Origin of the sequence: Oscillochloris sp. ZM17-4, from assembly GCF_019599295.1 — a bacterium.
GTDB lineage: Bacteria > Chloroflexota > Chloroflexia > Chloroflexales > Chloroflexaceae > Oscillochloris.
Window position 1 is genome coordinate 120,078 of sequence record NZ_JAIEWN010000007.1, and the last position, 24,543, is coordinate 144,620.

Below are 24,543 nucleotides of genomic sequence, written 5' to 3' on the forward strand. Positions count from 1 at the left end.
ATCATGCGCTGCATCTGCTGGAACTGCTTGGTGAGCTGGTTTACCTCCTGGACCGAGGTGCCGCTGCCGCGGGCGATCCGCTCGCGGCGGCTGCCCTTGATCAGCTCGGGGTTGCGGCGCTCCTTGACGGTCATCGAGAAGATGATCGCCTCGACCTGCTTGAGCTGGTCCTCGCTCACCAGCTCCTCGTTGCGGGCGAGCTGGCTCATGCCGGGGATCATGCCCAGGATCTGCTGGAGCGGCCCGAGCTTGCGCATCTGCTGCATGGCGTTGAGGAAGTCCTCGAAGTCGAACTGCCCCTTGCGCAGGCGCTTCTCCATGCGCTTGGCATCCTCAGCGTCGTAGAGCTCCTCAGCCTTCTCGATCAGCGAGAGCACATCGCCCATCCCCAGGATGCGCGAGGCCAGCCGGTCGGGGTAGAAGGCCTCCAGCGTATTGCCATCAATCTTCTCGCCGCTGGAGATGAACTTGATCGGCACCCCGGTGACCGAGCGCACCGAGAGGGCCGCGCCGCCGCGGGCATCGCCGTCCATCTTCGTCATCACCAGGCCAGTCACGCTCACCCGCTGGTTAAAGCTCTCGGCGACGCGCACCGCCTCCTGGCCGGTCATCGCGTCGACCACCAGCAGCCGCTCGACCGGGTGGACCCGCTCGTCGATCTGCGTCAGCTCCTGCATCAGGGGCTCATCGATCTGGAGACGGCCGGCGGTGTCGACGATCACCGTGTTGTAGAGCTCCTTCTTGGCCAGCTCGACGGCCTGGGCGGCGATCTCGGGCGGGTTGGTGCTGCCCGGGTCGGTGTAGACCGTGATGCCAAGCTGCTTGCCGAGCGACTGGAGCTGCGTGATCGCGGCCGGCCGGTAGACGTCGCAGGCGGCCAGCAGCACCCGCCGGCCCTTCTTGCGCAGGTTCAGCGCCAGCTTGGCCGCCAGCGTCGTCTTGCCGGTGCCCTGGAGCCCCACCAGCATGATCACCGTCGGGCCAGGGCGCGACTCCTGGAGCGGCACGTTGTCGGTGCCCAGCAGGTTGATCAGCTCCTGGTGGACGATCTTCACCACCTGCTGGTGCGGCGTCAGGCTCTTGGTGACCTCCTCGCCGATGGAGAGCTCCGTCACCTTGGCGACGAACTCCTTGACCACCTTGAAGTTCACGTCGGCCTCAAGCAGGGCCAGGCGCACCTGCTTCATCGCCTCGCGGACATCGTCCTCGTCGAGCCGGCCCTTGCTGCCTAATTTTTGAAAGACCGTCTGGAGCCGGTCTGAGAGACTCTCAAACATATATCCGCTCGTTTCGCTGGGTGGCACACCACGCTATCGCTTGTCATTGTACCGGTCGGCAAGGGGCGAGTCAAATAGATCGCGGGGTCGCGACTGGCATCACTGGTACTCAGGTACTACCCTTTTAACCTTTCCGCGAGAAAAACTACAAAGAGCGATAGGTACTCTTACCTACTTGTACTACAGAACACCACAGGTATACAGTGTTGACATCAGCCGCAACGAGCGGCCCGATACAGACCCAGCCCCTAAGGAGGCAACCCAGTGAACATCTCATCCATCCTCCGCCCCCGCACCATCGTCGCCGTCGCCCTCGCCCTGATCATGAGCTCTGTGGCCTATGGCTTCGCCGCATCCAACAGCATCGGCGACACGAACGCCGGTGACGGCGACGGCGACATCAGCGGCTACACCGTCCTCGCCACGGATGTGGCCTACGGGCTGAACGCGACCAACCCGGACAAGCTCGACACGGTCACCTTCACCCTGACGCCCGACAACGCCGGTGTTACGCCCTCCCTGGTCAAGGTGCAGCTGCTCAGCGGCGGCGACTGGTATACGGCCAGCAACGGTGGCACCGGGGATGTCTGGACGATTGGCGACCCCACCGCGCTCGACGTGGCGGTCTCGACGGTCACCACGCTGCGCATCGTCGCCCGTGACTAACGCGCTATAGGCGCTACGCCAGCACTGACGGGGCGGGCGTAGCGGGGAAACCCCCGCTACGCCCGCCGCCTTTATCCGGGCCAACACCGCTATGGGCACACGACTCGCCATCCCCACGCAGCTGATGACCGCCCTGCTCCTTGGGGCGCTGTTTGGTGCCTGGCTGCTGTTCGCGCCCATGCAGCTCGGCGGGCAGGCGGGCTTCGTGATCGTCAATGGCAATAGCATGGAGCCGCTCTACCATAAGGGCGATCTGGTGATCATCCGGGCCGAGCCGAGCTACGGGGTCGGCGACATCGTCACCTACCAGCACCCGGAGATCGGGCCGGTGATCCACCGAATCATCGGGCGCGACGGCGAGCGCTGGGTCTTTCGGGGCGACCACAACGACTTTATCGACCCCTACCACCCGCTCACGTCCGAGCTGATGGGCCGCTCGTGGATCTTTGTCCCGTCCGTCGGCAAGCTGCTCGTCTGGGTGCGCCAGTCGCCGCTGCTACTGGCGCTGGCGCTGGGAGGATGGGTGATGATGATGATGCTCAGCCCACAGTCGAAAGAGGGCAAGGGCCGCCGCAGGAAGGGCGGGCCGCCGGCAGACCAGCCGACTGGCAGCGGCGGCGGCACCCGCGAGTGGGCGCTCTCGCTGCTCGGCGTGCTGGCCATGGTCTCCCTGGCCCTCGCGGCCTTCGCCTTCACCAAGCCCACCAGCCAGGACATCACCGACAGCCTGGCGTACACTCAGCAGGGCAGCTTCCACTACGCCGCCGACGCGCCAGCTGGCCTCTATGACACGGACAGCGTGCAGTCGGGCGAGCCGATCTTCCTCCAGCTCTCGCAGAAGATGAGCGTCGCCTTCGACTACCAGCTCGCGAGCGATCTGCCGGCCGACCTGCGCGGCAGATACGACATGGTCGCGGCGGTTAGCACCCAGAGCGGCTGGAATCGCACGCTCACCCTGGCCGAGCCGCAGCCCTTCAGCGGCGGCAAGCTCTCGGCCTACGGGATGATCGAGCTGAGTCAGATCAGCGCCATGATCGCGCAGTTCGAGGCGCAGACCGGACTCCAGCACCAGCAGTACATCCTGAGCATCACCCCACGTATCTCGATCGAGGGCGCCCTTGGCGGCGAGCCGCTGCACGACAGCTTCGCGCCGAAGATGGAGTTTCGCCTGAACGAGGTTCAGCTCCAGCTGATCGTCGGCGATGCAGGCAAGGATCTGCTCCAGCCGGCGCAGGAGGGGGCCCTGAAGCGAACAAGAAGCGAGCCGAGCACGATCAGCCCGCTCGGCCTGACGCTCGATGTGAGCCTGGCCCGCCAGGCCGGGCTGATCGCCGCCGCGATCTCCCTGGGGCTGGCGGCTATCGTCGGCCTGCCGCTACTGCGTGCGGGCGGCCAGGGCGAGCAGGCCCGCATCCAGATGCGCTACGGCGCTCAGATCGTCGATCTGGCCGGCCCGCCCGACATGCGGGCGGCGCGGCTGGTGCAGATCGGCTCGATCGAGGGACTGGCCAAGCTCGCCGAGCGCCACGGGGCGCTCATCCTGCGCGACCGATCGACGCAGCCCGCGCGCTACATCGTCCAGGACGGCGCCGTCGCCTACGTCTACGGGGAGGTCGCGCCCGAGGCCGCCGCGCCGCCCGCGCAGCCAGATCCAGCCGTGCCTGAGGGCCAGTCCCCCGCCGAGCAGGCCTGGCAGGATCGCTTTCTCCAGGCCCTGCGCGAGAGCGGGCTGGCGGCCGAGGCCTGCCACAGCGTCGGGATCGATATGGTCACCGCCTACCGCGAGCGCGAGCGCTCGACCGAGTTTGCCCAGGCGTGGAACGACGCGCGGCTCACGGCCTGGCAGCGACACACACTGAGAGGACAGGCCCAATAATGAACACCTTCGCACTCCTCAGGCTCGGCCTGATCGCCCTGATCTGCATGGCCGTCGGCCAGATCGTCTTCGCCTCGGCGGCCGCCAACACGATCGCGCCGACCAACCTCGGCAGCATGAGCCATACGGTGCGGGTCTACGACCTCGCCCCGGCCGCGTGCGGCGGGCTGACCCCCAGCCATCTCGTGACCGGCAGCGGCACGATCACCGGCACGAGCGGCGACGACCTGATCCTCGGCGGCGACGGCGACGACCTGATCGACGGGCTGGGTGGCGACGACTGCATCCTCGGCGGCGGCGGCGACGACACGCTGGTCGGCGGCGAGGGGGACGACGTCTGCATCGGCGGCCCCGGCACCGACATTATCGACCCCACGTGTGAGTAGGGGCGCAGCATCGCGGCGCTGCTGCGCCCTTACGCGCGCAGGTCGGCGGCGAGCTTGCGCCAGAAGCCGTCCATCTGGCCGGGCACGAAGGGAATATACAGGCCGACCCGGTCGAGCAGGCCGCCGTAGCGGGCGAGGAGGGCCGGGCCGACATCGGCGGGGTCGGCCTCGATCGCGAAGGCGTCCTCCATCTCGGGCGTCACCAGGGCCGGCATCTCGGCCCAGCGCTGCTGGGCGGCCAGCTGCGAGAGCTGCTCGCCCACCTCGCCCCAGCCGTGGCAATCGAGCACCGGCCGGTACGAGGGCGTGGAGCCGTAGAACGAGATCTGCTGGCGCACAAAGCCGCGCACGTGCTCGCGGGTCGCCGCGTCCGGGCCGGTGATCACAAAGGCGCTGCCGGCGACCGCGCATGCCGCAGGGTCACGGCCAGACTTGGCCGCGCCGGCGGCGATCTGCGGGCGCAGCACCTCGGTCGTGTACTTGGCGCTGTTGAGCGGGTGGGCGTGGAAGCCATCGCAGAGCTCGCCGGCCAGCTGGGCCAGGCCGCTGTTCACCCCGGCGATATAGATCGGGATGTCGGGGTGGGCGATCGGGCCGGGGCTGAAGAAGGGCGTCATCAGCGTGTGCTGGTAAAACTTGCCGCGATAGTTCAGCCGTTCGCCGCTCTGCCAGCTCTGCCAGATCGCCCGCAGGGCCAGGATATAGTCGTGGAGCCGGCCCACCGGCGCGTCCCAGGGCGTGCTGAAGCGCCGCTCGATGTGGGCCTTCACCTGCGTGCCCAGGCCGAGGATGAAGCGGCCCCCCGAGAAGGCGGCCAGGTCCCAGGCGATCTGGGCGGTGACCATCGGGCTGCGCGGGAAGGCGATCGCCACCGCCGTGCCGATGCTGATCCGGCTGGTGTGCTCCGCGGCCAGGGCCAGGGGCATGAACCCGTTATGGCCGGTCTCGGGCGTCCACAGGGCATCGAAGCCGATCTCCTCGGCGGCGCGGGCAACCTCGGCGGCCACCGGCAGCGGGTTCGAGTCGATGGCAAATGAGACATCGAGCAGCATTAGGGTTCTCCTCGTTGAGTAGGCGCGGGCGCAGCCCTATTATACCCGCAGTACGTTGCACGGTGAGGGTGTGGGAGTGCGAAGCTCTCCCACAAAAACCTTGGTTAGGTAAAAAAGTCGTTAGACAAGGTTTCAGAAGGGCCGAATCCGCATCCGGAGACACGGGGCGCGGGGCGCAGCGCCCGCATCCGGAGACACGGGGCGCGGGGCGCAGCGCCCGCAAAAAGGGTGCGGGGCGCAGCGCCCGCAAAAAGGGCGCGGGGCGCAGCGCCTGCTAGACCTTCTCTAGGCGGGCGAAGCTGGCCAGCAGGCGCCGCTCCTTGTCCGCGAAGCTCACCGTCACCTCCTCGTCGCCCTCCACCAGCCGGCTGCTCATCACCACGCCCTCGCCGAAGGTGGCGTGGCGCACGCGCTGGCCGGCGAAGAAGCTGACCTCGGTGGGCGCGGGGGCGCGCTGCGGGCGGGTGCCCGCCGATGGCGAGGGCGACGGCCCTCGCGGCGACGAGCCGCCGTAGCCGCCGCGCCCGGTGAACATGCTCGCCTGCGGGCTCGCCGCCCCGCGCTTCTTCGGCTGCCGGATCAGCTCCTTGGGGATGTCGGACAGGAAGCGTGTGACCGTGCTCATGCTCGTCCGGCCGTAGCTGACCCGGCGGAAGGCGTAGCACAGGTAGAGCCGCTGGCGGGCCCTGGTCATGCCCACGTAGAGCAGGCGGCGCTCCTCCTCGACCTTGTCGCGGTCGTCGCTGGAGCGGCTGTGGGGCAGCAGCCCCTCCTCCAGGCCGACCAGGAAGACGACCGGGTACTCCAGCCCCTTGGCCTGGTGCAGGGTGATGCACGTCACCGCGTCGGCCTTGCCGTCCACCTTGTCGACCTCGGCCACCAGGGCGATCTCCTCCAGGTAGGTGGGAAGCTGGGCCTCAAGCGGCATGTTGACGTACTCGGCGGCCACGTTGCGCAGCTCCTGCACATTGCTCCAGCGATCCTCGGCCTCATCGGGGCCGTGCTCCTTCAGCAGAGTCTCCCGCACATCTAGGCGGCCCAGGATCAGGTCGATCAGCTCGACCAGCGGCATGGTGGCCCGCGCGGCGATGAACTGGTCGATGATCGCCAGGAAGCCCAGCAGGGAGTTGCGCACCCGCAGGGTAAAGGGCAGGGGCGCAGCAGCGGAGGGCGCCTTGAGGCCAGCCTGATCTGCCGGGGCTGCTGCGCCCTTACGATCCAGATCCTCCAACTCCCTGAGGGCCTCGAAGACCGGCACGCCCAGCTCGGCGGCCCAGCGCAGCAGCTCGGCCTCGCTGCGGTCGCCGATGCCGCGGCCGGGCCAGTTCAGCACCCGCCCCAGGCTGACGCTGTCGTAGGGGTTGTAGGCCAGGCGGACGTAGGCCAGCACGTCCTTGATCTCCTTGCGCTCGTAGAAGCGCGTGCCGCCGACGATCACATAGCGCACCCCGCGGCCGATCAGCGCCTCCTCTAAGGCGCGGGACTGGGCGTTGATCCGGTACATCACCGCGAAGTCGCCGTAGCTGTAGTCGCCGCCGGCCACCAGGCGAGAGATCTCGTCGGCCACAAAGCTGGCCTCCTCGCTCTGGTCGTAGCCCTCGTGCAGGCTGACCTGCGTCCCGGCCCCGTTCTCCGTCCAGAGCTTCTTGAGGTGCTTCTTCTTGCCGCCGCCGGCGATCAGGGCCTGGGCCGTGTCGAGGATGGCCTGGGTGCTGCGGTAGTTCTGCTCCAGCAGGATCACCTGGGAGTCGGGGTAGTCCTGCTCGAACTGCAGGATGTTGCGGATGTCTGCGCCGCGCCATCCGTAGACCGACTGGTCATCGTCGCCGACGGCGAACAGGTTGCGCCGCTCGCCCGCGAGCATCTTGATCAGCGTGTACTGGACGCGGTTGGTGTCCTGATACTCATCGACCAGCAGGTAGGCGTAGCGGTTCTGGTAGCGGGCCAGCACCTCGGGGTGCTGCTGGAAGACGTGGACCATCTCGACGAGCAGGTCGTCGAAGTCGAGGGCGTTGCTCTCGCGCAGCAGCTGCTGGTAGCGCTCGTAGCAGCGGACGACGATCTCGTCGAAGTAGGTGCGGTTGAGCCGGGCGTACTCGGCGGGCGAGACGAGCTCGTTCTTGGCGCTGGAGATGCGGGCGTGGATGGCGCGCGGCGGGTTCTTCTTCTCGTCGAGGTTCAGCTCCTTGAGGACGCGGCGCATGAGCCGCTCCTGGTCGTCGCTGTCGTAGATCGCGAAGTCGCGCTCGCGCCCGAGGTGGATGATATCGCGCCGGAGGAAGCGGGCGCAGAGGCTGTGGAAGGTGCCGGCGGTGAGGGCCTGGGCGTCGGAGCCGATCAGCACATCGAGGCGCTCGCGCATCTCGCGGGCGGCCTTGTTGGTGAAGGTGACGGCCAGGATGCTGAAGGGGTCAACCCCGACCTCGCGGATCAGGTAGGCGATGCGGTGGGTGAGCACGCGGGTCTTCCCGCTGCCCGGCCCGGCCAGCACCAGCACCGGGCCGTCCACCGCCTCGACGGCGCGGCGCTGGGCGGGGTTCAGCCCGCTGAAGAGCTCGTCGGCCATGGTTGTCTCCCCTGATATCCCGGCGAACGTCTGTGCCGCCTGCTCTGTCAATGGTAGAGGCAGGGGGCGAGGCTGTCAAGGCGCGCGCGGTAGAGCAGGGCCACGCCATTGTGGTATCGCCCAACCTGCCCAGTCCCGGCCGTTCACGGGCCGGGCGAGGGAGCTAATGACGTGGCGCTATCTCCTCAGGGCGAGGGGCGCGGCGATCATGCCGGCTCCGGCTCGCCCGGGTCCACCCACTGGTCGCTGGTGAGCACGATGATCTGGTCGGCGTCGGTGAGCACGATCGGGCGCGACTTGTGCGGGTTGAGGTAGACCCCGTGGTTCCTCTCGTCGCGCTGGGCGTCCTCGCGCACCCAGTAGCCGATCGCCACCTCGCCGCGCCGGCGGGCCGCCGCCGTGAGCGTGTAGAAGGTCAGCGGCACATCGGTGCGCACATAGTCGCGGGCCGGGCGCATCTGGATCTCGGAGCCGGTCGGGTCGAACAGCTCGCCGAAGATCTCAGTCATGTGGCGGTTCTGGGCGATCTGGGCCAGCATCAGGCTCATCAGCCGGTCGCTCACGATAAAGTCGTCCACCCGCGTGACGCGGGCCAGGTCGCGGTTGCGGATGTCGAGCATCTCGCTGACGATCGAGAAGGGGTGGTCGAGCCGGTCGGCGATGTCGCGCAGGTGCAGCAGGGTGATCAGGGTGCGCGCGTCGGCCGTCTGCGGGTCGAGGGTGTCGGAGTAGCTGAGCACGACGACGTGGTGGTAGCTCGGCAGGTCGAGGGCGTCGAGCACATCGCGGTCGGTGGCGTCGTCCTCCTGCACGGCGACGGTCTGGTTCTTCAGCACGGCGCAGTAGCGGCCGATGTCCTGGGCGGCGACGGGCGTGCTGGCGACCACATCGACGTGGGAGCCGGGGGCGACGTAGCCCTCCAGGCGGTGGATGACCAGGGGGCCGTGGCCGTTCCATCCGAGGATGAGCGTGCGCTCGGGGCTGCGCTGGCGCGGCGGCGGGCTCACCAGATAGGCGTCGGGGATCGCGGGGGGCGGGCTGGCGGCGAGCCGGATCGCCCGCTCATCCTCGGCGATCACGATCGGCTGGTCGCCCGGCGCGATCAACCGGTCCATCGGCGGGCGCAGCAGCACCTGGCCGTCGGCGCTGAAGACGCCGATCAGCACGCTGTCCTCGAAGGCCATCAGCGCGTCGCCGAAGCTGCGCCCGGCCAGGCTCTCGTCGGGCCAGAAGTAGATCTCGCTGCCGGCGTAGTCGAGCAGCTCCAGGTAGACCACCGAGAGCCCGGTGCTGCGGCTGGTCTGCACGATGATCCGCGAGATCAGGTCGGTGATCTGGACGAACTGGGCCTCGCCGCGGCCGACCATCTGGGCCACCCGGAGGTTCTTCGGGTCGCGCAGCTCGGCCACGATATGGTAGGGCTCGGCGTGGCGCTGGCTGTTGTTGGTGATCGCCAGGATCGTCTTGATCACCTGCGAGTCGGCGTCGCCGTCCTCGGGGGCCAGGATGATGATCACGCGGGCGGCGTGCAGGTTGACGATCTCCAGATCCTGCATGCTGATCGGGCTGCCGGTGCGGCAGACGATGCGGGTGCGGGCGAGCCGGCCGACCTGGGCGCGGATCTGGTCCTCCATCTCGACCTTGTCCACATCGGCGAGGATGACCACGCAGGTGTTCTTGTCGTGGTCGTTGGCCATGGCCAGCTCGGAGATGACCGTGAAGATCTGCGAGGACCAGCCGAGGATGACGATGTGGCCCTTCTCGACCACAAACGACCGGCCCTTGCGCAGCTCGTCGAGCCGGCGGTCGAGGCCGGTGTTGATCACGCCGATCAGCGTGCTGACCAGGAAGATCCCGCCCGAGGTGACGGCGAGCATCACGCCGAGGAAGAGCGGGCTGCCCTGGTCGCCGCCCATGGTGCCGGGGTCGAGGGTGCGCAGCAGGCTCATCCAGGCGATCTCGGCGAAGGTGGGCGGATCGACCTGGCCGGCGGGGCGCTCGCCGAGCAGCACCAGGGCCACTGAGGCCACGGCGATCAGCAGGATCGAGGCGATGAACAGCCAGCCGATCAGGGCGATCGTGCCGCGGGCCATGATGTTGTCGAAGCGGTAGCGGAGCCGGTCGAGGATGGTAATCTTGCGCATACAGGTTGCCCATGGATATGGGGTAGGGGCGCAGCAGGGCGGGTGTCGCGCGCGGCACCCGCCCTGCTGCGCCCCTACATCCCCGATGTCACCCGGTCCAACAGCTTGGTCGCCGCGTACACCGCGTCGATGTGGGGCGTGGGGACGCCGACGAGGCGGCCGAGCTCGGCCACGGCGCCGACGAGGGCGTCCACCTCGGTGGGCTTGCCGGCCTCGACATCCTGGAGCATCGAGGTGCGGTGGGCGCCGATATCCTCGGCCATCTTCAGCCGGCGCTCGATGCTGAGCGGGAAGCGGATGCCCAGGGCCTCGGCCACCTGCTGGGCCTCGGCCATCATGGCGGCGGCGAGGGCGCGCGCGCCCACATCGGCGATGATCACATCCACGGTGGCGCGGGTGAGCGCGCTGATCGGGTTGATCGAGAGGTTGCCCCAGAGCTTGATCCAGATCTCGCTGCGGATGTCGGGGCGGGCGGGGGCTTTCAGGCCGGCGGCGGTGAAGAGCGCCGAGAGGGCCAGGGCACGCTCGCTCCGGCTGCCGTCGGGCTCACCGAGGGTGAAGCGGTTACCCTCGATGTGGCGGATGACGCCGGGGCGCTCGATGGTGGCGGCCGGGTAGACCACGCAGCCGATCACGCGCGCGATCTCGACCGCCTCGGCGATGTGGCCGCCGGGGTCCACCGCCGCGATCCGCCGGCCCTCATACGCGCCGCCGTGGCGCATGAAGTACCACCAGGGGATGCCGTTCTGGGCGAAGATGACCGACGTGTCGGGGCCGTAGAGCGCGCGCATGGGCGTGACGATGGCGGGCAGCGACTGGGCCTTCACGGCGACGACCACCGCGTCCTGGGGGCCGGCGGCGGCCATGTCGGCGGTGGCCAGGGCCGGGCGGGCCACCTCGCGGCGGCCGTCGGCGTACTCAAGCGCCAGCCCGTCGCGCCGGATGGCCTCCAGGTGGGCGCCGCGGGCGATCAGGGTCACCTCGGCGCCGGCCAGGGCCAGCCGCACCCCGAGGTAGCCGCCGATCGCCCCGGCGCCGACGATTGCGATGCGCATATACTTCTCCATTGCAGATTGCAGATTGCAGATTGCAGACGGTGCCCAGAACAAAGGGTTAGGGTGAGACGGTATATGCTCTGCGAACTGCCATTATAGACGAGGTGATCTTTACTTATGGATGAAGATCAGTTCAAGGAGCGGACAAAGCAGCTCGGACTACGTGTGATCAAGCTGGTTGATGCTCTTCCCCCATCTCGCACGGCTGACATTATCGGGCGACAGGTTCTGCGCTCCGCGACCTCGGTTGGCGCAAACTACCGCGCCGCCTGCCGGGGGCACTCCGAGGCCGCGATGATCGCCAAGCTTGACATCGTCCTTGAGGAGGCCGACGAGACGATCTTTTGGCTGGAGATGATCCAGGGCAGTGGGCTTGTCTCGGCCGATCGGCTCGGCAAGCTTACGGCAGAAGCTGGCGAGATCGTCGCTATGACGGTTGCATCACTTCGCACATTGCGAGCACGCACAAAACGTAGCTGACGCCGCCGCGCCAATCTGCAATCTGCAATCTGCAATCTACAATTTTCGCAGGTACACCCGCTCAAGCGTGTGGCGCGGCCCCTTCTCCAGGATCAGGTCGGCCCGCTCGCGGGTGGGCTCGATGTTCTGCCTGAGGTTGACCCCATTGATCTCGCGCCAGATTCGCCGGGCGACGGTCACCGACTCCTCGGCGCTCAGCTCGCTGTAGCGCCGGAAGTAGGAGCTCGGGTCGCGGAACGCCGTCTCGCGCAGCTTCAGGAAGCGCTCGACGTACCACTGCTGGAGCAGGCTCTCGTCGGCGTCCACATAGATCGAGAAGTCGAAGAAGTCCGACACGAAGAGCTGCGGGCGCCGGCTGGGCTGGCCGCCGCGCTGGAGCACGTTCAGCCCCTCGACGACGAGGATGTCCGGCTGATCGACCATCTGCACCTGGTCGTCCACGATATCGTACACCAGGTGCGAGTAGATCGGCGCGGCGAGCTGGGGCAGCCCCGACTTGATGTCGGCGATGAACTGGAGCAGCCGGCGTCGGTCGTAGCTCTCGGGGAAGCCCTTGCGGTGCATGATCCCGCGCTCCTGGAGCACCTGGTTCGGGAGGAGGAACCCGTCGGTGGTGACGAGGTCCACCCTGGGGGCGACGGAGCGGCTGGCCAGGAGGGCCTGGACGATGCGGGCCGTGCTGCTCTTGCCCACGGCCACGCTGCCGGCGATGCCGATCACGTAGGGCACCTTCTGGGCGGTGCCGCCCAGGAAGGCGCTGGTGGCCTGGTAGAGCTGCTGGGCAGACTCGTAGTAGAGCTGGATGAGCCGCACCAGCGGCAGGTAGATATCGGCCACGTCCTCCAGCGAGACGCTGTCGTTGAGGCTGACCATCGTCTGGAGCTGGCCCTCGCTCAGCGGCATGCGTGACCCGTTGCGCAGCCTGGCCCACTCGGCGCGCGAGAAGCAGGTATAGGGAGCAAGGCGACGCTCGTCGGTGGGCGTTTGCATGGGCGTTCTCGTTGGGGTGTGGGCGACTGCGGCGGGCCTCGGGCGACCACGCTGGGTCGCCCCTACGCGTCGATCCCGAGGGTCTTGGCCATGGTGATGCGCTGGAGCTTGCCGGTGGCCCCGCGGGGCAGGGCCTCCAGGATGTGGATCTGGCGCGGGACCTTGAAGTCGGCCAGGGAGCGCGCGCAGTGCTCGCGCAGATCCTTCTCGCTGGCCTCGGCCTTGAGCACCACCGCCGCGTGTACGTCCTCGCCGAGGGTCTTGTGGGGCACGGCGAAGGCGAGGGCCTCGGCGACGGCGGGGTGGCGCAGCAGCACATCGTCGATCTCCAGGGGCGAGATCTTCTCGCCGCCGCGGTTGATCAGCTCCTTGAGCCGCCCGGTCAGCGCCAGGTAGCCGTCCTCGTCGAGGTAGCCCTGGTCGCCGGTGCGGAACCAGCCGTCGGTGAAGGCGGCCGCGTTGGCCTGGGGGTTGTTCTCGTAGCCGTCCACCACGTTGCCGCCGCGCACCACCACCTCGCCCCGCGCGCCCCGGGGCAGCAGCCTGCCCGCGTCGTCCATGATCCCCACGTCCACGCCCACGCCCACGCCCACGCTGCCCGACTTGCGCGGGGCGGGCGGCAGCGGGTTGGAGGCCATCTGGTGGCTGGCCTCGGTCATGCCGTAGCTCTCCAGCACCGGTGCGCCGAAGGTGGCCTCCAGGCGCTCCATCACCACCGGCGGCAGCGGCGCGCTGCTCGACCTGATGAACCTGAAGGGGTTGGCCTTGATGACATCCAGGTTGCGCTCGGCGCGGGCCAGCAGCAGCTGGTGCATGGTCGGCACCGCCGAGTACCAGGTGGGCTTGTACTGCTCGACCCATCCCCAGAAGCGCATGGCGTCGAATCCGGGCGGGCAGATCAGGGTGCCGCCCGAGGCCAGGGTGCTCAGCATCGAGGCGACGATGCCGTGGATGTGGAAGAGCGGCATCACGCAGAGGGCGCGGTCCTCGGGGCCGAGCTGGTAGGTCTCGATGATGTTGGCGGCCGAGGTGGCCAGGTTGCGGTGGCGGATGGGCACGCGCTTGGGCCGGCTGGTGGTGCCGCTGGTGTGCAGGATCATGGCCACGTCGTCGGGCGTTGCCGAATGTTGAATGTTGAATGCTGAATGTTGAATGCCGAACGAGAGTGTGCCATCCTCATTATTTGTGGCCTCGACCAGCTGCATGTCGGGGAGCATGGCCGCGCGGGCGGCCTCGATGCTGCCGGGCAGCATGATCAGCGCCTTCGCCTGGGTGTCCTCGTAGTAAAAGGCGAACTCATCGGCGCGGTACTTCGGGTTGAGCGGCGCGGCGGTGGCGGCGGTGGCGGCGGCCAGGAAGGCGATCACCATCTCGGGGCCGTTGCCCATCGCGATGGCGACCCGGTCGCCCGGGCCGACCCCGATGCCCTGGAGCTGGCCGGCCAGCTCGGCGACGTTGGCCCGCAGGGCGGCGTAGCTCAGGTCGGGGCGGCCGGGGGCCACCAGCGCGGGGCGGTCGGGCGCGCCGCCGCCGATCATGTCGAGCAGCGTGGAGATAACGGGCTCGCGGGACATAGACGCTCCTTCGGGTCGTATGTGCGCTCCAAGATTGCAGATTGCAGATTGCAGATTGCAGATTGCAGATTGCAGATTGCAGACAGTATACCAACAGTGGTTCCAGGGCACGCGGTAATCTACAATCTGCAATCTACAATCTACAATTCACCAACCCACAGCCACCCCGTCGCAGCGCATGTCGGTGCCGGCCACGTAGGAGCCATCGTCCTGACGCCAGATGATCTGGCCGCGGCCGAAGTCGCCGGGGGCGGCCTCGACGATCACCTGATGGCCGCGGGCGGCCAGGCCCTCGACGATATGCCGCGGCGTCTCCAGCTCCAGGCGCAGGGTGTCGTCCTTCTCCCAGCGCCAGCGCGGCGCGTCGAGGGCGGCCTGCGGGTGCATCCCGTAGTCCAGGCTGTTGACGACCACCTGGGCGTGGCCCTGGGGCTGCATGTGGCCGCCCATCACGCCGAAGGGGCCGACGGGCTGGCCGCCCCTGGTGAGGAAGCCGGGGATGATCGTGTGGAAGGGCCGCCGGCCGGGGGCGACGCAGTTCGGGTGGCCGGGCGTCGTCACGAAGCCGTTGCCCCGGTTGTGCAGCGAGATGCCCCAGCCCGGCACGACCACGCCCGAGCCGAAGCCCATGTAGGTGGACTGGATCATGCTGACCATGCGCCCGTCGCGGTCGGCGGCGCAGAAGTAGACGGTGCCGCCGCGCGGCAGCTCGCCCGGGCCGAAGTCGCCGGCCGCCTCGCCGATCAGCCTGGCGCGGTCGGCCAGGCGGGCGCGGTCGAGCATGGCGGCGATCGGCACATCGACCTTGGCCGGGTCGCCCACATAGGCGAAGGCGTCGGCGAAGGCCAGCTTGATCGCCTCGACCTGCAGGTGGTAGCTGGCGTCCGAGTCGCGCGGGTGGCGGGCCAGGTCGAGGTTCTCCAGGGCGCCGAGGGCCATCAGGGCGGCGATGCCCTGGCCGCTGGGCGGGATCTCGTGGACGGTGTAGCCCCGGTAGTCGACGCTGATCGGCTCGACCCACTCGCTGGTGTGGGCGGCCAGGTCCTCGGCGGTGATCAGGCCGCCGGTCTCGCGGGAGAAGGCGGCGATCGCCTGGGCGATCTCGCCCTCGTAGAAGGCGCGGGCGCCCTGGGCGGCCACCGCGCGCAGGGTGCGGGCGTGGCCGGGGCTGCGGAAGCGCTCGCCGGGGCGGGGCGCGCGCCCGCCGGGGGCGTAGGTGCCCAGGAAGCCGGAGAACTCAGGGCCGAGGCGCTGCTGGGCGAAGGCCACCCCACGCGCCCACGACGCGGCCACCGAGGGCGGCACCGGGGCGCCATCCTCGGCGTAGGCGATCGCCTGGGCGAAGAGCTGCGCAAGCGGCCGCGAGCCGAAGCGGGCGTGCATGTCGTCCCAGAGCCGGACCACGCCGGGCACGGTGACAGGCAGCCAGCCGTGGGTGGGCATGGCGCTGTGGCCGGCGCGCTCCAGGGCCTCCACGCTCAGGCCGGCCGGGGCGCGGCCCGAGCCGGTGATCCCATGCAGGCGACCGCCCTCCCAGATCAGGGCGAAGCCGTCGCCGCCGAGGCCGTTGGAGGGCGGCTCAAGCACGGCCAGGGCGGCGGCGGCGGCCAGGGCCGCGTCGATCGCGTTGCCGCCATCCTGCAGCACGCGCAGGCCGGCCTGCGAGGCCAGCGGGTGGCTGGTGGCGACCACGCCGTTGGCGGCCACCAGGGGCGAGCGCCGCGCGGCGTAGGGGTGGGCCAGGAGGTTCAGCTCCATTGGTGCGCTCCTTTGGGCAATCATCGATGAGGGTGGCGGCTATTATGCCACATCCCCAAGGGGCCTGTATCGCGGGGAGCCCCCGCGCGTGGGTGACAAAACTCAGGTACTATAGGGTATACGCGAGGGACAAAGCGACAGAAAGGAACTACTGCGGAGTATGGTCAACAACGCCGACTTTATCGCGCTCAAACAGATTGTCAAGCAGCATGGGCTGCTGGAGAAGCAGCCGTGGTTCTACGTGGGCGTGGTGGCGCTCAAGCTGGGCATGTTTGCGCTGAGCATGGCCGTGCTCTTCACCGTCGACTCGTTCTGGGCCCAGGTGGCCAACGCGCTCTTCCTGGGCTTTGTGCTGGCGCAGCTGGGCTTCACCTCACACGCGGCCTGCCACCGGCAGTGCTTCCACCAGCGCTGGCAGAACGATCTGGTCGGGATCGTGCTGGGCAACCTGCTGCTCGGCATCAGCCGCGACTGGTGGACCTATAAGCATAACGTCCACCACGCCCACCCCAACCACGACGGCATGGACCCCGACCTGGATGTGCCGGTGGTGGCCTTCACGGTGGAGCAGGCCCTCTCGCGGCGCGGGGTCGAGCGGCTGGTGGTGATGTGGCAGGCATGGGCGTTCTTCCCGCTGCTCACCTTCCAGGGCTACGCGCTGCGCGACGTGAGCCTGCGCTACATCCTCGACGGGAAGGCCCGCCAGGGCCGGCTGGAGGGGCTGCTGCTCGCGGTCAACCTCGCCTGGACGTTTGCGCTGCCGATCATGGCCCTCGGGCTCTGGGGCGGCCTGGGCTTCGCCCTGCTGAGCCAGGCCGTCTTCGGGGTCTACCTGGGCTCGGTGTTCGCGCCGAACCACAAGGGCATGCTGGTGGTGACGGACGACATGCCGATCGACTTCCTGCGCCTGCAGGTGCTCACCGCGCGCAACGTGCGCGCGCACGCGCTCACCGACTTCTGGTACGGCGGGCTGAACTACCAGATCGAGCACCACCTGTTCCCCTCGGTGCCGATGCACCGGCTGCGCGAGCTGAGCGTGCTGGTGAAGGCGTTCTGCGCGCAGCGCGACGTGGCCTACTACGAGACGTCGATGGTCCAGTCGTACCGTGAGATCCTCTCGTACCTGCACGAGATCGGCGGCGTGCTGCGCCGCCCGGCGCAGGCGAGCGAGTCGCCCGGCGCGTAGCGTCCATTGGTTACACGCACACAGAACGACCGGCGCATCGCGCCGGTCGTTCTGTGTGCGTAGGGCCTCACCCGCCCTACGGCCCCGCCCACGCCTCGCGGTAGTCCGCGCCGAGGATGAGGACGATGTCGGTGCGCAGCGGGGCCGGCGGGGCGTCGGCGGGCGGCTCGCTGAAGACATAGCGCGGCTCGATCTGGAGCAGGTCGGCCAGGCGCTTGAGCGTCTGCGGGTGCTGGCCGTAGTCGATCAGCTGGCTGTGCGCGGCGGGCGCGAGGGCGTCGGCCGCATCGACCGTGAGGAAGCCGCCGGCGCGCAGGGCGTCCGTCACCCGCCCGGCGAGCCCCTGCACCTCGGCGCCGTTCTGCACCTGGACGCGGGCCACCTCGGCGTTGGCCTCGGGGCCGGCAAGCAGGCGGGCCACCAGGGCCGACACATCGCCCCTGTCCCAGTAGATATCCGAGCCGATCTCCTGGCTCACCGCCACATCGTTCGGGTTGATGCTCAGCTGGACGATCCGGTCGGGCTCAAGGCGCTGGGCCAGGTCGGCCAGCCCGCGCAGGGTGTCCAGGTCGCCCAGGGGCAGCGTGGTGCTGACGCTCTGCTGCAGGTCGCCGGCGAGGGCGGGCAAGAGGGCGGCCTGGCTGAGCAGGCCGCGGGCGCGCACCTCGGCGAGGATGGCCCGCAGCACCAGCTGCTGGCGTCGTGAGCGGTCGAAGTCGCTGGAGCTGTGGCGCGAGCGGGCGTAGCGCAGCGCGGTGGCCCCGTCGAGCACCTGGAGCCCGGCGGGGATGTAGAGCCGCTCGTAGCCGTAGTCGTCGGTGGGGTAGGCCGGGTCGAGCAGCGGGCGCGGCACGTCCACCGTTATCCCGCCGAGGGTGTCGACGACGCGCTGGAAGCCGCGGAAGTCGATCTGGGCGACATAGTCCACCGTCACGCCCAGGAAGCCCTCGACCGTCTGGGCGGCGAGGGCGCCGCCGGCGGCCTCGGGGGCGGTGCCCTCGCCGTAGAGCTCGGCGGCGTTATGGAACCCGTAGGCGTAGGCGGCGTTGATCTTCTGCTGGCCGAGGTGGGGGATGGCGGCCACCGAGTCGCGGGGGATGGAGAGCATGCCGGCCCAGGCCTGGGCCGGGTCGATATGGACGAGGATGAGCGTATCGCTGCGCACGCCCTCCTGCATGTCGGGCCGGCGGTCGACGCCGACCAGCAGGACGTTGAGCGGGTCGCGCAGGGCTGGCGGGGGCGTGGGGGCGGCCTGGCCGGCGGCGGCGCTGGGCCGGCGCGGGTCGGCCTGCTCGATCGCGCCGAGGGTGCCCCTGGCCCAGCTGAGGGCCAGGGCCAGGGCCAGGATCAGCAGGGCGCTGAGGGCGGCGGCGGCGGCGAGGATGCGCGGGCCGCAGCCCTGGCGCGGCGCGGGGGCGCGGCGCCGCGCCGCGCGTCGGGCGGCAACCCGCTCGCGCGCGGTGCGCGGGCTGGGTGATCCGGGGGCATGATTCATAACGTAACCGTAGGGGCGCAGGAGGATGGGTGCCGCGCGCGGCACCCATCCTCCTGCACCCCTACTCCGGCGAGGGCCATGTCGGGTCCTCGAAGGGCGCGCGCACCGAGAGCCGGCGGATGCTGGATGTCTCGACGCCGGGGAGCACGGCCAGCACGACGATGCTCATATCATCGCCAGGCTCGCCCCGGTCGAGCTCCATCGCCCGGCGCAGGATCTCCTCGCTCATCTCGGTGGGGCTGCGCCCGTCCATCACCGGCCAGGCCGAGAGGTAGTTGAGCAGCTCGATGTCCTCGCCGTAGCGCTCGCCGGCCCGCAGCAGCCCGTCGGTGAAGATCACTACGTAGGTGTAGGCCCTCACCGGCAGCTCGGTGATCATCGGCTTGATCATCGGCTGGAGGCCGATCGGCATGGAGGGCTCGTTATGGCTGGTGACGCCCTCGGGGTCGATCACAAAGAAGGGCGCCGGGTTGTTGCGCGAGATCAGGATCTTGCCGCTCTGAAAGTCTACCGAGAGGATGTTCAGGGTGGCCGCCACCTGCCCCATGCGGTAGGTGTACAGGTAGTCGTGGACGGCGCGTGCGGCGGCGCCGTCGCGGGCGCCGTCCTTCAGCAGCGAGATCGCCCGCGTGGCCAGCAGGTTGCTCAGCGTCTTCGCGCCGCGCCCGGTGCCCTGTCCGTCCACGAGCACAAACGAGAATCCCCCGCCGGGCCGCTCGATCGTCTCAAGGGTGTCGCCGCTCTCGCCCCCGCCGTGGTGGGCCACCTTCGCGACTGCAACGTGAATGTCTAGCATGGCTCGCATCGCGCTCGGGGCGCTGTCCTCTCTCACCGGTGCGGAATGTTCTATCACTCGCTGTAAGGATACCACAACCGGGGGCGCGGGGTGTGCGCAGCGCAGGGCGACGCGGCCGCGCGGGCAAGAGAGGCTGCGCCTCCATCAATGCTTTCAGTCATCATAGACAAGGTTTCAGGTTCCAGCTTTCAGGCTTACAGCTTGTAGTGGCGGCTTCAGCCGCACAGGTGCTGAAGCGCCCACTACGAACGCCGCAAACTGTAACGTTGTTACGAACCATGTCCTCGTGAAAAACGCGTGTCCGCGCGAATACGCGCTGGGTCAAGCCCCACCGGCTGGCGACTGACGTCGCGCCGGAGCGGCGCTGCGCGCTGGGCGTCGGCCTCCGCCGACGCCGGAGCCGCCTGCGGAGGCGGGCGGTGGGCCAGAGGCCCAGCGCTGCGACGCCAGTCGCCAGCTGAGGCACCTACGCGCACAGGTTCACCCAGGGCTTTGTTGGCGCGCATGGGATATGTCCCCTCAGACGACGCCGGCCATGGCCTGCGGCTCCTCCAGCGCGTAGCCGTCGGCGTCGAGGGGCAGCGTGATCGTGATCGCGGTGCCGTGATCGGGGTCGCTATCGATATGGATATGGCCCCTGTGGCTCTCGATAATCCCGTAGCAGATCGCCATGCCCAGCCCGTTGCCCTTCGACTTGGTGGTGATGAAGGGCTGGAAGATCTTGTCGAGCACCTCGGGCGGGATGCCCGGCCCGTTATCCATAATCGTCAGCACCGCGTGGCCCTCGCTCGCCCCGAGGGCCAGCCGGATCTCGGCGTTGGCCCGGCCGCGCAGGGCGTCGCGGGCGTTGGTGATCAGGTTGAGCAGCACCTGGTTGATCTGCCCGAGGTCGCACAAGATCGCCGGCAGGTCATTGATCGCGAGGTCCAGGCGGATCTGATCGCGCTCAAGGTCGGGCCGCACCAGGTCGAGCGTCTCATTGATCGCCGTCTGGAGCAGGTTCGGGCTCAGGTCGGGCTCACGCTTGCGGGCGAAGGTGAGCAGGCTGGATGTGATGCTCGTGGCGCGCTGGCAGACCCGGCTGATCACACTGAGCGAGTAGTCCTTCTCCGTCACGCTGTCAGAGATCTCGCCGAGCTGGGCGTGGCCGAGGATAGCGGTGAGCATATTGTTGAACTCGTGGGCGATCCCGGCGGAGAGCGCGCCGAGGGCGGCGAGCTTGGAGGCGCGGGTGAGCTCCTCCTGCTGGCGCTGGAGCTCCTCGTAGAGCCGCACCCGCTCCTCGGCGAGCTCCTGGCGCTTGCGGGTCTCGCTGTTGAGGGCGGCCACGGTGGCGAAGGTCGAGCGGGAGACGATCAGGATCAGCAGGCCGTAGAGCAGCAGCCAGGGGTCGGTGGCGTAGAGCGCCGCCATCGCCGCGCCGATGGCGAAGGTGAGCAGGTGCGGCCAGCTCGTCTGCTGCAGGCTCTCGCGGTAGATGCGTAGCACGGGCTGGCCGCTGGCCAGGGCGACCATCAGGCTCACCAGCAGGCTGTTCGCGCCGTGGTAGGTGCCGGCGACGCAGAGGAAGGTGAGCAGGCCCAGCGGCCCGCTGTAAGGGGTCGCGCCCGGCGTCTGGAGCGCCCGGTAGACCAGCGCAGCACCGGTGTAGACAACCGTCAGCATGGCGGCGTTGAAGATGATGCGCTCCCAGGTGCGCCGGCGACGCAGCGAGTCGAACGCCGCAGCGATCAGGATGATCAGCGCGCCAGGCGGGCCGAGGACGCTGATCGAGAAGATCGCCACGGCCTCGCCGACCGTCAGGTTCACCTGCTGATCTGTGCGCACCTGGAGGCTCACCTGCGCAGACTCCGCCAGTATCATCGCCACCAGGCAGGCGATAGAAAGGAGCGCCTGCTCGCGTAGCACGCCAGAGATCGGCAGCAGCGCAAGAGCAATGCCGATCGCGCTAAGGCAGATGATCATCAGGTAGAGGCGAGCGAGTGGCGGCAAGGTGCGCATACATCCTCACATCAATCGTACTACTGGCGGTCATACAAATACAGCGCCGGGAGGTCGTATGACCTCCCGGCGCTGTATTGAGTGCTTGCCGCGGCGTTCGCCGCTGGTTTTAGCCCCAGGTGATGTTGAAGAGTGTGGCCGCCCCCTGGGAGAGCGTCGCGAAGGCACCAAGGACGAGAGCGATACGGCCAGCGATGGTCATGATGCGGCTCATGCGAGATCTCCTTCCTAATGAATACTACAGGCTGTAGGTAACTACAGCCGATAGTATAATTGCTAGGAGGGGTTTTGTATAGGGGCCGCGCCAGAAATGAAAAAAATGTTAGTTCCATAGGCAACAGCAAAGCCGCCCGGCCGCTGGCGGGGATCAGGCGGGCCACCGATGGCCCACACACGATCCAACGCAGCCGGCACGCCCTTTTGGCGTAGTACTTCCGTCCCGCGCAGACCACTCACCCCTGGCCCGGTCTATGCTACACTAGCAGGAATGATTCGCGCATTCCAACAGCTTCGCGCCCTGATCGGGCGACACGTGGCCTACCCCTTCGCCCTCCAGGGCGTGGTGGCGCTGGCCCTGCTGATGACGCCGCTCAGCGGGCTGGGCATGCGCGGGCCGCTCAGCGTGGATGGCTCGCCGCAGCGCTACTGGGCGATGACGGCGATTGTCGGCCTGCACCTGATCCTCACGCTCTTCGTCCCGGCCCGGAGGCTCGCGCTGTGGGCGCAGATCCTCTACCTGATCATCCAGTGCGCGCTCACGGCGGTGGCCCAGGCGCTGTTCCCGACGCCGCTCTTCGACTATGTGTACCTGGCCATTGTGCTCCAGTCGCTCATGCTCTTCCGGCCCTGGCTCTGGATCCCCTTCGCCGTCGGCGTGTGGGCGCTCTGGAGCGGCGGCGTGTTTATGGCCACCGCGAGCGCCCTGACCTGGCTGCAGAGCAACCTGGCCCTGGCCTTCCCGGCCACCTGCGCGATCATCGCGGCGATCATCTATGTGCGGCAGCACCGGCGCAGCGAGCAGGCCCAGCAGATGCTCCAGCAGATGCAGCAGCGCTACGACAGCCTCTCGACGGCCCTGCGCGAGATCCAGCAGCGGGTGGCCCTTGAGGAGCGCCGCCGCCTGGCACAGACCCTCACCGACGAGGTGCAGGCCGCCCTGGCGCGCACCGAGCAGAGCATCGCGGCGGCCATCGGCCAGGCCCAGAGCAACCTCTCGCGGCTCCAGATCACCGTCGCGCAGACCCGCGACTCGGCGGGTTTGGCGGTCGAGCGGCTGCGCGGCGCGATCACCACGCTCCGGCACAGCGAGGCGGACCCGCCGCCGCGCGAGCCGGTGTTTGCGCTCGCCATCCCCGGCCCGCGCGACGAGCTGGTCATCTCGTCGCGGCCCTACCGGGTGCTGAGCTGGGTGCTGCCCGTCGTCTTTATCTCGCTCTCGCTGCTGGTGACGCTCACCCAGCACCCGCCGACCCTCGATGTCATCCTGCCCCTGCTGACCCTCTACGCCCTGCTGCTGCTGGCCTACATCTACACCCTGCGGGCGCGCAACCCGCTGCTGCTCCAGATCGGCCTGGCCGGCCAGACCCTGGCCGTGGTGGCGATGGCGATCACCACGCAGGCGTTGCCCATCCTGCTGGGGCTGCTGCTGGTGCTCTGGCAGATCGCGCTGCGCCTGCCGCTCGGTCAGATCGCGCTCTTCCTGACCGGCACGCCGGCGGCGATCGGGCTGCTGCTCGCCCGCATGCGCCCCCAGGCGATGGACCGCGAGAGCCTGCTGGTCTGCGCCGTGGCGGCGGTGACGATGGCCGGCCCGCTGCTGCTGGCCCGCCGGCAGCTCGACCAGCGTCGCCATGCCGAGCTGCGGGCATCGCTGCTGTCGAGCGAGATCGAGCAGCAGACGAATGAGGTGCGCACGCTGGCGGTGGCCGCCGAGCGCTCGCGCCTGGCCCGCGAGTTTCACGATGACCTCGGCTCGCGGCTGGTGCTGATCAACCTCCAGCTCCAGCTGGCCGAGGAGCTGGCGGCCGAGAGCTCCGCCGATGCGCTGGCCCAGCTCCAGGTGAGCCGCGATCATCTGCGCGAGGCGTGGCGCAGCGTGTTGGCCGTGGCCGATGCCGAGCTGCCCCTGTCCGGCGACACCCTCGCCGCTGCCCTGGAGAGCCTGGCCGCGCAGTGCCGGCGCAGCGCCAGCGTGTCGATCTCCCTGCGCGCCGACGATGGCCTTGAGGAGCTGAGCCCCGCCGTGGCCTGCACGATCTACCGGGTGGTGCAGGAGGGCATCGCCAACGCGTGGAAGCACGCCCTGCCCAGCCAGATCAGCGTGCAGCTCAGCATGAACACCAGCCATGTGCGGGTGACAGTCGTCAACGATGACCGACCGGCCGACTCGCCGGGCGGATCGCCGGCGGGCGGGGCGGCGCCCCAGGGCAGCTACGGCCTGGTGGGGCTGCGCGAGCGGGCTGATGCGCTCGGCGGCGGGATCGAGGCCGGGCCCCTGCCCGAGGGCGGCTTCCGCCTCATGATGGCCCTGCCCGTCGAGGGGGTGGCGTGATGGACGAGAAGATCCGCGTCCTGATTGTGGATGACCAGGCCCTGATCCGCACCGGCATCCAGTCGCTCCTGAACCGTAAGGCCGACATTGAGGTGGTCGGGCAGGCCGGCGATGGCGCCGAGGCCCTGGCGCAGGTGGCCGCCCTCGACCCGGATGTGGTGCTGATGGATGTGATGATGCCCGTGATGGATGGTGTCGAGGCGACCCGCCGCCTCACCGCATCCTCGGCGCGCGCGGCGGTGATCTTCCTGACCACCTTCCGCGACGACGCGTATGTGCTCCGCGGGATCGCCGCCGGCGCCCGCGGCTACCTGCTCAAGGATGTGGACCACCGCGCCCTGGCCGACGCGATCCGCACGGTGGCCGCCGGCGGCGCCCTGCTCAACCCTGAGATCACGGCCCGCCTGCTGCCCTACCTCGGGCGTATGGCCGCCGACCCGCCGGCGCCGCCGCCCGCCGCCCCCCCGCCGCCGCCAACCTCCGCGCGCGCCGACCTGCTCACCGAGCGTGAGCGCAGCATCCTGCAGATGCTCGCCAAGGGCCACACCAACCTGGAGATCAGCGACGCCCTGGCGATCAGCGTCGGCACGGTCAAGAACCATATCAGCAGCATCCTCGGCAAGCTCGATGTGCGCGACCGCACCCAGGCCGCCCTCTGGGCTGTGCAGCATCAGCTGTAGCTGTCACATC

The 24,543-nt window shown here is 68.9% G+C and carries 18 protein-coding genes; 7 read left to right on the top strand and 11 right to left on the bottom strand.

Annotated elements, in window-relative coordinates:
• The coding region (ffh, locus tag K2Z83_RS08220; protein ID WP_220594692.1) for a signal recognition particle protein at nt 1-1,277 on the bottom strand (1,277 nt) is incomplete at its 3' end.
• A 264-nt stretch (nt 1,278-1,541) separates the two neighbouring features.
• Here ffh and K2Z83_RS08225 point away from each other — a divergent pair.
• From K2Z83_RS08225 to K2Z83_RS08235, 3 genes are all read left to right on the top strand, one after another.
• On the top strand, nt 1,542-1,943 hold the full coding sequence (locus K2Z83_RS08225) for a hypothetical protein (RefSeq protein WP_220594693.1): 402 nt from the start codon (nt 1,542-1,544) through the stop codon (nt 1,941-1,943).
• 91 nt (nt 1,944-2,034) lie between these two features.
• Complete coding sequence (locus K2Z83_RS08230; protein ID WP_220594694.1) at nt 2,035-3,819, top strand: signal peptidase I; 1,785 nt, start codon at nt 2,035-2,037, stop codon at nt 3,817-3,819.
• On the top strand, nt 3,819-4,205 hold the full coding sequence (locus tag K2Z83_RS08235) for a hypothetical protein (protein WP_220594695.1): 387 nt from the start codon (nt 3,819-3,821) through the stop codon (nt 4,203-4,205). Before K2Z83_RS08230 ends, K2Z83_RS08235 begins: the two co-directional genes overlap by 1 nt.
• A gap of 29 nt (nt 4,206-4,234) precedes the next feature.
• On the opposite strand, the gene K2Z83_RS08240 is transcribed toward K2Z83_RS08235, so the two are convergent.
• From K2Z83_RS08240 to K2Z83_RS08255, 4 genes are all read right to left on the bottom strand, one after another.
• The gene (locus K2Z83_RS08240; RefSeq protein ID WP_220594696.1) at nt 4,235-5,257 is read right to left on the bottom strand and encodes a TIGR03617 family F420-dependent LLM class oxidoreductase; all 1,023 of its coding nucleotides are present in this window, start codon (nt 5,255-5,257) and stop codon (nt 4,235-4,237) included.
• Between the two features lie 274 nt (nt 5,258-5,531).
• Nucleotides 5,532-7,823, bottom strand: coding sequence for an ATP-dependent helicase (locus K2Z83_RS08245; RefSeq protein WP_220594697.1), 2,292 nt, complete (start codon nt 7,821-7,823; stop codon nt 5,532-5,534).
• A 206-nt stretch (nt 7,824-8,029) separates the two neighbouring features.
• Nucleotides 8,030-9,967 (bottom strand): hypothetical protein, encoded by a 1,938-nt coding sequence (locus tag K2Z83_RS08250; RefSeq protein ID WP_220594698.1) that lies wholly within the window; start codon nt 9,965-9,967, stop codon nt 8,030-8,032.
• A gap of 74 nt (nt 9,968-10,041) precedes the next feature.
• On the bottom strand, nt 10,042-11,022 hold the full coding sequence (locus K2Z83_RS08255) for a 2-dehydropantoate 2-reductase (RefSeq protein ID WP_220594699.1): 981 nt from the start codon (nt 11,020-11,022) through the stop codon (nt 10,042-10,044).
• 117 nt (nt 11,023-11,139) lie between these two features.
• On the opposite strand from K2Z83_RS08255, the gene K2Z83_RS08260 reads away from it, so the two are divergent.
• Nucleotides 11,140-11,502 (top strand): four helix bundle protein, encoded by a 363-nt coding sequence (locus tag K2Z83_RS08260; RefSeq protein ID WP_220594700.1) that lies wholly within the window; start codon nt 11,140-11,142, stop codon nt 11,500-11,502.
• Between the two features lie 36 nt (nt 11,503-11,538).
• Here K2Z83_RS08260 and coaA read toward each other — a convergent pair whose 3' ends face one another.
• The 3 genes from coaA to K2Z83_RS08275 form a co-directional block, all read right to left on the bottom strand.
• On the bottom strand, nt 11,539-12,492 hold the full coding sequence (gene coaA / locus K2Z83_RS08265) for a type I pantothenate kinase (RefSeq protein WP_220594701.1): 954 nt from the start codon (nt 12,490-12,492) through the stop codon (nt 11,539-11,541).
• A gap of 62 nt (nt 12,493-12,554) precedes the next feature.
• On the bottom strand, nt 12,555-14,066 hold the full coding sequence (locus K2Z83_RS08270) for an acyl--CoA ligase (RefSeq protein ID WP_220594702.1): 1,512 nt from the start codon (nt 14,064-14,066) through the stop codon (nt 12,555-12,557).
• A gap of 147 nt (nt 14,067-14,213) precedes the next feature.
• Nucleotides 14,214-15,824: a gamma-glutamyltransferase family protein gene (locus K2Z83_RS08275; protein WP_220594703.1), complete on the bottom strand. Its 1,611-nt coding sequence runs from the start codon at nt 15,822-15,824 to the stop codon at nt 14,214-14,216.
• Between the two features lie 160 nt (nt 15,825-15,984).
• Here K2Z83_RS08275 and K2Z83_RS08280 point away from each other — a divergent pair, with 160 nt between their 5' ends.
• A complete protein-coding gene (locus K2Z83_RS08280; protein WP_220594704.1) occupies nt 15,985-17,010 on the top strand; it encodes a fatty acid desaturase in 1,026 nt (341 codons plus the stop codon).
• A gap of 76 nt (nt 17,011-17,086) precedes the next feature.
• On the opposite strand, the gene K2Z83_RS08285 is transcribed toward K2Z83_RS08280, so the two are convergent.
• The 3 genes from K2Z83_RS08285 to K2Z83_RS08295 form a co-directional block, all read right to left on the bottom strand.
• A complete protein-coding gene (locus K2Z83_RS08285) occupies nt 17,087-18,505 on the bottom strand; it encodes an LCP family protein (RefSeq protein ID WP_220594705.1) in 1,419 nt (472 codons plus the stop codon).
• Between the two features lie 61 nt (nt 18,506-18,566).
• Nucleotides 18,567-19,301, bottom strand: coding sequence for a SpoIIE family protein phosphatase (locus tag K2Z83_RS08290; protein WP_220594706.1), 735 nt, complete (start codon nt 19,299-19,301; stop codon nt 18,567-18,569).
• Between the two features lie 519 nt (nt 19,302-19,820).
• Nucleotides 19,821-21,302, bottom strand: a complete 1,482-nt coding sequence (locus K2Z83_RS08295; protein WP_220594707.1) for a sensor histidine kinase — start codon at nt 21,300-21,302, stop codon at nt 19,821-19,823.
• Between the two features lie 487 nt (nt 21,303-21,789).
• On the opposite strand from K2Z83_RS08295, the gene K2Z83_RS08300 reads away from it, so the two are divergent.
• On the top strand, nt 21,790-23,853 hold the full coding sequence (locus K2Z83_RS08300; protein WP_220594708.1) for a histidine kinase: 2,064 nt from the start codon (nt 21,790-21,792) through the stop codon (nt 23,851-23,853).
• Nucleotides 23,853-24,533 carry a response regulator transcription factor gene (locus tag K2Z83_RS08305; RefSeq protein ID WP_220594709.1) on the top strand — a complete coding sequence of 227 codons (681 nt, stop codon included), beginning with the start codon at nt 23,853-23,855 and terminating at the stop codon, nt 24,531-24,533. The genes K2Z83_RS08300 and K2Z83_RS08305 overlap by 1 nt, the downstream gene beginning before the upstream one ends.
• The last annotated feature ends 10 nt before the right edge of the window (nt 24,534-24,543 follow it).

Bases quoted from the DNA above. Each gene is read 5' to 3' on its own strand.
- K2Z83_RS08260 (WP_220594700.1), top strand. From the start codon at position 11,140: ATGGATGAAGATCAGTTCAAGGAGCGGACAAAGCAGCTCGGACTACGT.
- K2Z83_RS08300 (WP_220594708.1), top strand. From the start codon at position 21,790: ATGATTCGCGCATTCCAACAGCTTCGCGCCCTGATCGGGCGACACGTG.
- K2Z83_RS08305 (WP_220594709.1), top strand. From the start codon at position 23,853: ATGGACGAGAAGATCCGCGTCCTGATTGTGGATGACCAGGCCCTGATC.
- K2Z83_RS08235 (WP_220594695.1), top strand. From the start codon at position 3,819: ATGAACACCTTCGCACTCCTCAGGCTCGGCCTGATCGCCCTGATCTGC.
- K2Z83_RS08295 (WP_220594707.1), bottom strand. From the start codon at position 21,302: ATGCGCACCTTGCCGCCACTCGCTCGCCTCTACCTGATGATCATCTGC.
- K2Z83_RS08280 (WP_220594704.1), top strand. From the start codon at position 15,985: ATGGTCAACAACGCCGACTTTATCGCGCTCAAACAGATTGTCAAGCAG.
- K2Z83_RS08270 (WP_220594702.1), bottom strand. From the start codon at position 14,066: ATGTCCCGCGAGCCCGTTATCTCCACGCTGCTCGACATGATCGGCGGC.
- K2Z83_RS08240 (WP_220594696.1), bottom strand. From the start codon at position 5,257: ATGCTGCTCGATGTCTCATTTGCCATCGACTCGAACCCGCTGCCGGTG.
- K2Z83_RS08285 (WP_220594705.1), bottom strand. From the start codon at position 18,505: ATGAATCATGCCCCCGGATCACCCAGCCCGCGCACCGCGCGCGAGCGG.
- K2Z83_RS08245 (WP_220594697.1), bottom strand. From the start codon at position 7,823: ATGGCCGACGAGCTCTTCAGCGGGCTGAACCCCGCCCAGCGCCGCGCC.
- K2Z83_RS08230 (WP_220594694.1), top strand. From the start codon at position 2,035: ATGGGCACACGACTCGCCATCCCCACGCAGCTGATGACCGCCCTGCTC.
- K2Z83_RS08250 (WP_220594698.1), bottom strand. From the start codon at position 9,967: ATGCGCAAGATTACCATCCTCGACCGGCTCCGCTACCGCTTCGACAAC.
- coaA (WP_220594701.1), bottom strand. From the start codon at position 12,492: ATGCAAACGCCCACCGACGAGCGTCGCCTTGCTCCCTATACCTGCTTC.
- K2Z83_RS08290 (WP_220594706.1), bottom strand. From the start codon at position 19,301: ATGCTAGACATTCACGTTGCAGTCGCGAAGGTGGCCCACCACGGCGGG.
- K2Z83_RS08275 (WP_220594703.1), bottom strand. From the start codon at position 15,824: ATGGAGCTGAACCTCCTGGCCCACCCCTACGCCGCGCGGCGCTCGCCC.
- K2Z83_RS08255 (WP_220594699.1), bottom strand. From the start codon at position 11,022: ATGCGCATCGCAATCGTCGGCGCCGGGGCGATCGGCGGCTACCTCGGG.